5 protein-coding genes are annotated in these 7044 nt (G+C 39.9%); all 5 read right to left on the bottom strand.

The features are described 5' to 3' along the window. Nucleotides 1-543 precede the first annotated feature (543 nt). From BLW31_RS17000 to BLW31_RS16980, 5 genes are read right to left on the bottom strand one after another with little or no spacing between them, the layout of a single operon-like run. Complete coding sequence (locus BLW31_RS17000; RefSeq protein ID WP_010535598.1) at nt 544-2025, bottom strand: serine/threonine-protein kinase; 1482 nt, start codon at nt 2023-2025, stop codon at nt 544-546. A gap of 15 nt (nt 2026-2040) precedes the next feature. After that, nucleotides 2041-3105, bottom strand: a complete 1065-nt coding sequence (locus tag BLW31_RS16995; protein ID WP_010535597.1) for a PP2C family protein-serine/threonine phosphatase — start codon at nt 3103-3105, stop codon at nt 2041-2043. 6 nt (nt 3106-3111) lie between these two features. Then, nucleotides 3112-4851 (bottom strand): FHA domain-containing protein, encoded by a 1740-nt coding sequence (locus tag BLW31_RS16990; RefSeq protein ID WP_010535596.1) that lies wholly within the window; start codon nt 4849-4851, stop codon nt 3112-3114. A gap of 16 nt (nt 4852-4867) precedes the next feature. Next, entirely contained in the window at nt 4868-6142 is a 1275-nt protein-coding gene (locus tag BLW31_RS16985) for an FHA domain-containing serine/threonine-protein kinase (protein WP_010535595.1), read from the bottom strand. Further along, nucleotides 6139-6966 (bottom strand): double zinc ribbon and FHA domain-containing protein, encoded by an 828-nt coding sequence (locus tag BLW31_RS16980; protein ID WP_022300884.1) that lies wholly within the window; start codon nt 6964-6966, stop codon nt 6139-6141. The genes BLW31_RS16985 and BLW31_RS16980 overlap by 4 nt, the downstream gene beginning before the upstream one ends. Nucleotides 6967-7044 lie beyond the last annotated feature (78 nt).

Genomic DNA, 7044 nt, shown 5'->3' with positions numbered 1-7044 from the left:
ATTAAATCTGATTTTTACAAAGTTAATACATAAATAAAAAAACTACGAGAAAAATCCCGTAGTTTTCTATTTACACAATCAGATGGATAGTCCCTAAAAGACTTTCCCATTTTTTATATTCTCTTTCACCATCTTCTGAGGCTCTTTATTGTATTGGTAGTTTATGCTGGTTTGTTCGTTATCTATTATAGGTTTGCGTGTTGTCTGTTAATAGAAAAGCTCTTCTCTTCCTATAGTAAAGTTCCTTTCTTTGGGCAGTAAAGTTGTTTTTTCTAATGGTAATCTATAAACGCAAGCTTCGTTTATAAAATTGCAAGCTTCGTTTTTATAAATGAAGGTTACGTTTATAAAAACAAAGCTTGCGTTTATAGTTTGTAATAGGTAAAAATTAAGTTATCTATTAGAGAAAAGGAAGTTTAGTTCCGATAGAGTGAAACTTATCTATTAATACTTCAGGTGATAAGCATTAATGATTTGGACTACACAAGTGGTGACAGGTGATAGAGAAAAGGATGAAAATAATCTATATATTGGAATTGGTGCTTATAGACCGAAACTTACTCTAGTGCTTTTTTTGACGTGTATTTCCTGTGCCGGATGACTCTCCATCATTCCGGACTCTATTTGTTGAATTGCCCTTTTGGCTTTATAAGCGAACTTTCCTTTGGGATATTGTCGCAGATATTTCTCATAATCGGTTATGGTCTGACAATTGAGGAACATATGTTCTTCCTCTTCTCTTTTGACTTTTTTTGTATCAGGAGCGGGGGAAACGATTTCTATTTTAGGCTTTGGACGTGACCAGGAAGGATGCTTTGCTACTATTTCTTCCGTTTTAGGTTGTTCCGCTTCTATAGTATCTACACTTATTGGGGCGATTACTTTATTCTTTTGTATTTCTTTTTTTATGCTGTCTTCTGTCAATATCCTAATTTTCTGTTTCACAAATTCAGCATGGGATGAGGCAGGATAATGATTCAGGAAATGTAGGAAATCTTCTGTTGTTTGGCAGGCATTATATCTGCGTTCTTCCTCTATACTTCCGAAGAATGCGGAAACTCCTTTGATCAGCATGAATAGGAATAATATGCTGAGAATAATCCATCCTGCCATGCGTTTGTTTATATTGGAGAGATGAATTCTTTTTTGTAAACGTGATGGTGCTGGTGGGAGTGGAGGTGTTGAGGTATGTACCGCTGATGGTGAATGCAGATGGTTTACTTCTTGCTTTAGCATAGAGTTAGCATAGTTATAAGCTTGTTGAGCTGTGGGACGATCCCATGTGTTAAGCGAGAGACATGCATGAAGAAACTGGTCCAGTTGGGGAGAATAGCCGTTATCTAAGGCTGGGATACGTGCACCATTCAGTTGGACACAACCACCCATACCTTCCCATAAAATGTGACCGGTCAGCAATTCGTAAATACTCATGCCTAAAGACCATATGTCGCTGGTACCTGCAATAAATGGTTTCTCAGAAAAGTGTTCCGGTCCCATATAAGCAAGTGTTCCGGAACTTTTTACTTTGTTAGTACTTTTACGGAAAGTATGCTCTAATTTGCGGCTAATGCCGAAGTCGGAAATGATAAATTTACCATCATCACCGATTAGAATATTATCGGGCTTTATATCCTGATGGATGATTGGCGGGTTTTGACTGTGCAAGAACATGAGTCCGCATGATACGTCACGTATGAAATGCCAGATTTGCTTTTCGGACATTTTACCGATCAAGGTAGCGGAGGAACCATTGGAACAATAAGGCATTATCAGGAACGGACATCTTTCGAATACATCAAAATGATTAAGATGTAATAAGTTGGGGTGATGCAATTTATAGGCAAGTTTGAACTCTTCTCGAAAGTCTTTTATGCCGTTATCATCTAACAGGCCATAAAACTTTATGGCAACTTCTACATCTGCCAATGTGTTTCGGGCTAACCAGACTTCTCCGAAGCTTCCTGTTCCTAACTTTTTCTTCAGCTGATAATGTTCAGCAAATATGTCGCCACTGTTGAACTGCATGTTTTTTTAAGTTTGTCAATCTGGTTGAAGAGAGATCGCTGAGGTATCTGTTTCTGTAACAATGACTGTATCTGCCGGATCAATCTTAGTTTTCCACTTTGCATATAGCTGTGGGTTTTTATAAAGATACCCCCCCAGTAACAAAGCTAAGGCAAAAAGTAATAGAACTATTTTTCGAAATTTATGGTTATTTGGTTTGCTGAATACAGTGTTGTTCAGATTAGCTTTGGGCTCGTCCGTCTCTTTCCGGATAATGTGACAAAGTACTATCGTAACATTGTCATATCCGCCGACAGCAAGAGCGGCTTCTATCAGTTGGTCTTTACAGGCCACCAAATCATTTTGATTTTCCTCAATGATTTGCATAATTTCTTCATCGTGACATAAACCGCATAAACCATCGCTGCAAAGCAGAAAAATGTCATCGTTTTTTAGATTGTAAGAGCGGAAATCGGGATTGGAACGATTGGTCGGATCGCCTAAACAACGAGTTATGACATTGCTATAGGGGTGGTCAAAAGCATTCTCCGGATCCAGCTTGCCTTGATCGACCAAGTCTTGTACGTAGGAGTGGTCCTTGGATAAACGGCAGAATCCCGAATTGCCATTGAAAACATAGCAGCGGCTATCACCGCACCAGCTAATATAGGCTTTTTCGTTTAATATCCAGGCAATGACAATAGTAGTACCCATGCCTTGGGTACTACTATCTTCTTTACTTGCATTGACAATATTTAAATCAGCGGCTTTAATAGTCTTGGTCAAGAATTCTTCAATAGCTTCTTCTGTAGCCATCTCACCTTCAAATGTTACGATCTTGTCCAGCTTTTCTGGTGTAAATGCGTTTTGCACCGTCTCAATGGCAATGGCGGATGCAACTTCTCCGGCGTTAGTGCCACCCATTCCGTCAGCTACTACCAGTAAAGTGCCATACTTGCCTAATGGAATGGTTTCGGAGGATTGAGGAATGATCCATTCCGATTGGCTTAAATCTCGGTTTACTACGAAGTTGTCTTCGTTGTTTTTCCTGACTAAACCAACATCGGTGCCTGCCGCTAATTTAATTTCTATCTCAGACATAATTTATTAATGTATTACATTTCTTATTGGAACCAATCGGTCTTTGCCTTGGACACTTCCTACCATGACACCAACAACTTTATATCCTTCCTCGTCTAAATGAAAAGCCGGTGAACCATAATAACCTTGTTCGCCTACTCTATTCTGTAATATGATAGTACCATTATTGGTATCATCAATGTTAGTTCTGTCATTGAAGTGAGACGGGATAGGATTGTGGATATTAGTGTTACCTGTATATCCGACCATATGAATTTCAGAACCTCCACTTAGATTGCCGGATGCTGTTGCATCAAAAGGTATTCCTTCTCCATAAGTACCTTTACCTCTGATATAAGCGTAGCTGCGAGAAGTCGGTGAATATATGCTGACTTTTACGTAGTTTCTACGGCTATATGTGAATTTAATTCCTTGTTTCCTTAATAATATTCTAAGTGACTTTGTTACTTCTATTTCGTGAGTTATATCATCATAACTGCGATCAACTTTAAAGTCGGAATTAACAAATGTAATGGGTTTTCCTGTACCTTTTGTACTATATGCACGGTAATGGATAATAACATTACAACCTCCTCCGACGCATTCGGCTAATAGTCTGCGCCACAGTTCTTTCCATTCAGTATTTGTGAAAACCCACGGCTCTACGTTTTGCCTGTCTGTAACAAATGTACCATTGTCAAGCATAAAGCCTGTTCCGCATACTATGTCTGATAGTTGAATGCCTGGATCAAAACTGATACCGTCTTTTTCTATATCTATTCGGTCAATCTTAATGGTATAGATGTGATCATAATAATCTTTCAGATCTTTTGAAACATTACTGTTTTGTTCTTCTGCCACATCCGATTCTACATTATCTTGAATTTTCGCCTGTTGAGTTGTCTGTGATTTATAACTGGCTTCTTCTGCTGCTGGTGTTGCATTTTCAGCAGCTATGGTGCTCGAAAGGTTGTCCAAGTCAGATTTTACTTTATAGAAACTGGCATTTACATTGCCTAATTGATTATTTACACTAGCTAACTGTGACTTTAATGCTTCTGTATTTCCATCACTATTTCGTAGTTTAGCTTCTAGTTCCCGTTGTTGTGTTTCTAAAGTTGCGCGTTCTGTTCCTAGTGAGTCCAACTGATTTTGATAACCTCTTAATTGCAGTTCTTGTTGTTCAGTTTTCTCTGCCAGTAACTCATTTTTCACACCTAAGCTGTAGTTCCATGCAGCCAGACCGGCAACAGCCAGTACAAAAACAATGCCCATAATGGTCAATGCCGTCTTGTAGGGGCGTAGAGCCTGTTTACGGAAAAGGCTCATTCTTTCCGTCAATCCGATGCTGGAAGTTAATGCTTGGCGACCTTGCGGAACAATAAATCCCAAACGTGGTCCTCCTACAGATAGTTGTATCTCATCTCCAGTTTGTAAATAGTAAGAACCATTAATCGGATGTCCGTTTACTAATGTCGGATTGGAGTGTGAGAGATGAATTAGTTTCCAATTTTCACCATCACGTACAATTGCAGCGTGTTTGCGGCTCACTGTTTCGAAACTTTCATCAAAGCGTACTTGGCAGGAGGCATCTCTACCCAGCTCTACTTGATCGACAATGATTTTTTGAGATTCGCCTGCCTGATGATACTTTGATGGAGTCTTATGCTCCAGAATGAAGTAAGTTCTGCCTGAAGCACCCATCAATGCTCCCATACCGGCACCTACTGAGCCGGCTAGGGTACGTTTGTAATTTTGTGTATCCATACTACTTAATATATAGTTAATAGTTTTCAAATCTCATTTTTACGTCTCCAATAGATATGATATCGCCAACCTTTAGCCTGTAACCTTGCTGGGTGACTTGTGCAGAATTGACATAAGTGCCGTTGCTGGACTCCTGCCATACTTTTTGTTCTTTTTGCCATTGTCCGTCCCGAATAATCCAATGGTCACCGGAAGGTGTCGTTTCCAGTGTACAATGATGGCGTGATACATAAGTACTTTGCTGCTCTGTTACAGGCAGCAGATTATCAGGCTCTCTGCCGATAGTAAGTATTCTGTAACCATGTGTGGCAAATTCGCTTAGTTGATAAAGCTTTCCATACTCTTCGCCCTGCATGATACGCATGCAAAAACCTTGGACAGTTTGTGGTGGGCAATATCCCCTTTCCATAGGGACCTGTTGGGTCTCCGGCAGATATTTCAAAACTTCCTTGACGGATTGAAAGCGGTTTTTAAAATCGGGATTCAGACACCCTGAAAAAAGTCGATCCCATTGCTTCTCGTTTTTTATCTGTGCTAACTTCCGGCGGTTCCAGTCTCCATCTTTTCCTCGTTTTTGGTATAGAGCCAATTCATTATGGCTGGTTAATTCACCAAAGGGCAGGCTACCGGTCAAAAGTTGGAAGGCCAATACTCCAAAAGAAAAAATATCTGTAGTAGGTAGAACTGTGGCTTCACCTCGCATACGGTTCACTTGTTCGGGGGGCATATAGGCATAAGTTCCGAATATTTGATTGGGCTTGCCGAAAATGTTACGTTCCGTCATGCGTTTATTTCTATCGCCCGCTATGCCGAAGTCTGTTAGCGCAGCTACTCCGTTGCTCTTAAAAAGAACATTTTCCGGTTTTAAGTCGCGGTGGACTTTTCCTCTGATATGTAAAGAATGTAGGCCAAGAAGGATTTGTTGGCAAATTAAAGGGATTTTACTGTTTTGAGAGCCTAAATAGGGTGTCAAATCTCCTCCCGGGCAATACTCCATGACGATATAGGGATTGCCCCCAACCATGCCATAGTCTATAGAACTCACCAAATATTCACAGTCTATCTGCCCAGTTTTGAATTCCATTTCAAAACGATCTGTCAATGGTTTCCGTATTTCGGGTGGAACCTCCCAAAGTCTCAATAGTTTCAGCGCATAGTCCTTACCTGCGTTGTCCGTAACTCGGTATACTTTACCGAAAGAACCTTCGCCTAATGTTTTGGAAACTCGATAACGGTTATCGATGTATTCTCCTACATTATAATCACATCTATCGACAGATTGGTTGGTCACAATGAATCACTTTCAAATTTAAATCTTCGGTCACCTAATACGATAATATCATCAGGTATGATCTCTATTTTTCTGTTTGCCTGAATAAAGGTTGTCCTTAGTTCACTCCGGTCGAGCAGATACCAATGTCCGTCTTCGAAAACTATTTCTGCTTGCTCCTTTGAGGTGATAGTCCGGTTGGATACTTCTGTGTTTTCCCGGTTCAAAATGATCGATTTTCCTTCATATTCCATTTTTTCTGAAGGAATGTTTTCATTCTCTTCCGGAATGATGGTTAAAGAACAATGAGGTGTAATATCTTCCGGTTCTGTTTCTGCTATATTTTTTATCTGTCGTCGGATAGTGGGACGATGTACACGGATACCACAGTGCGGACAGAATGAGCAGGTAATATCTATCTCTTTTCCGCATTCCTGACAAGCCATTTTATCTTCCGGCAAGAAAGATGTTTTTTCTTCTATTTTTTTATGTTTGTCGTCTGCGGATTTATCGGCTCTTTCCAGAGGCGTTCCACAGCAAGGGCAGCTTGTAAATTCACCTACTATCGGATAACTGCAGTTCGGGCATTCTGTAGCAGGCTGTGTGATAGCAGAATGGGTATCAGCTTCATTCAAAGTGGGGAATACAACAGTTTTTCTGCACTTTTCTCTATTAGGATTTGCATTTAGCACTGTGGGTTTGGGGGTGGCTTCTCCATAACCTTCTCTTGACACAAAATCATTTTGATTGTTGGCGTAACCAGTCGAAATACTCAATCTTTGTCCACATTTTAGACAGACCGTTGTATCAGATAGATTGTCCCAACCACAATTCATACATCTCATAAGAACTTATTTTAATTGTTGAACCACTTAAAGTATAAATAAGTCGACACCTAAAATGACGATTCATGTATGTTCATC

Origin of the sequence: Bacteroides faecis MAJ27 (assembly GCF_900106755.1) — a bacterium.
GTDB classification, from domain to species: domain Bacteria; phylum Bacteroidota; class Bacteroidia; order Bacteroidales; family Bacteroidaceae; genus Bacteroides; species Bacteroides faecis.
This window is presented reverse-complemented; position numbering and strand designations above follow the sequence as displayed.

Coding starts and splice junctions, on each gene's coding strand:
- BLW31_RS17000 (WP_010535598.1), bottom strand. CDS start 2,025: ATGCAGTTCAACAGTGGCGACATATTTGCTGAACATTATCAGCTGAAG.
- BLW31_RS16995 (WP_010535597.1), bottom strand. CDS start 3,105: ATGTCTGAGATAGAAATTAAATTAGCGGCAGGCACCGATGTTGGTTTA.
- BLW31_RS16990 (WP_010535596.1), bottom strand. CDS start 4,851: ATGGATACACAAAATTACAAACGTACCCTAGCCGGCTCAGTAGGTGCC.
- BLW31_RS16980 (WP_022300884.1), bottom strand. CDS start 6,966: ATGAGATGTATGAATTGTGGTTGGGACAATCTATCTGATACAACGGTC.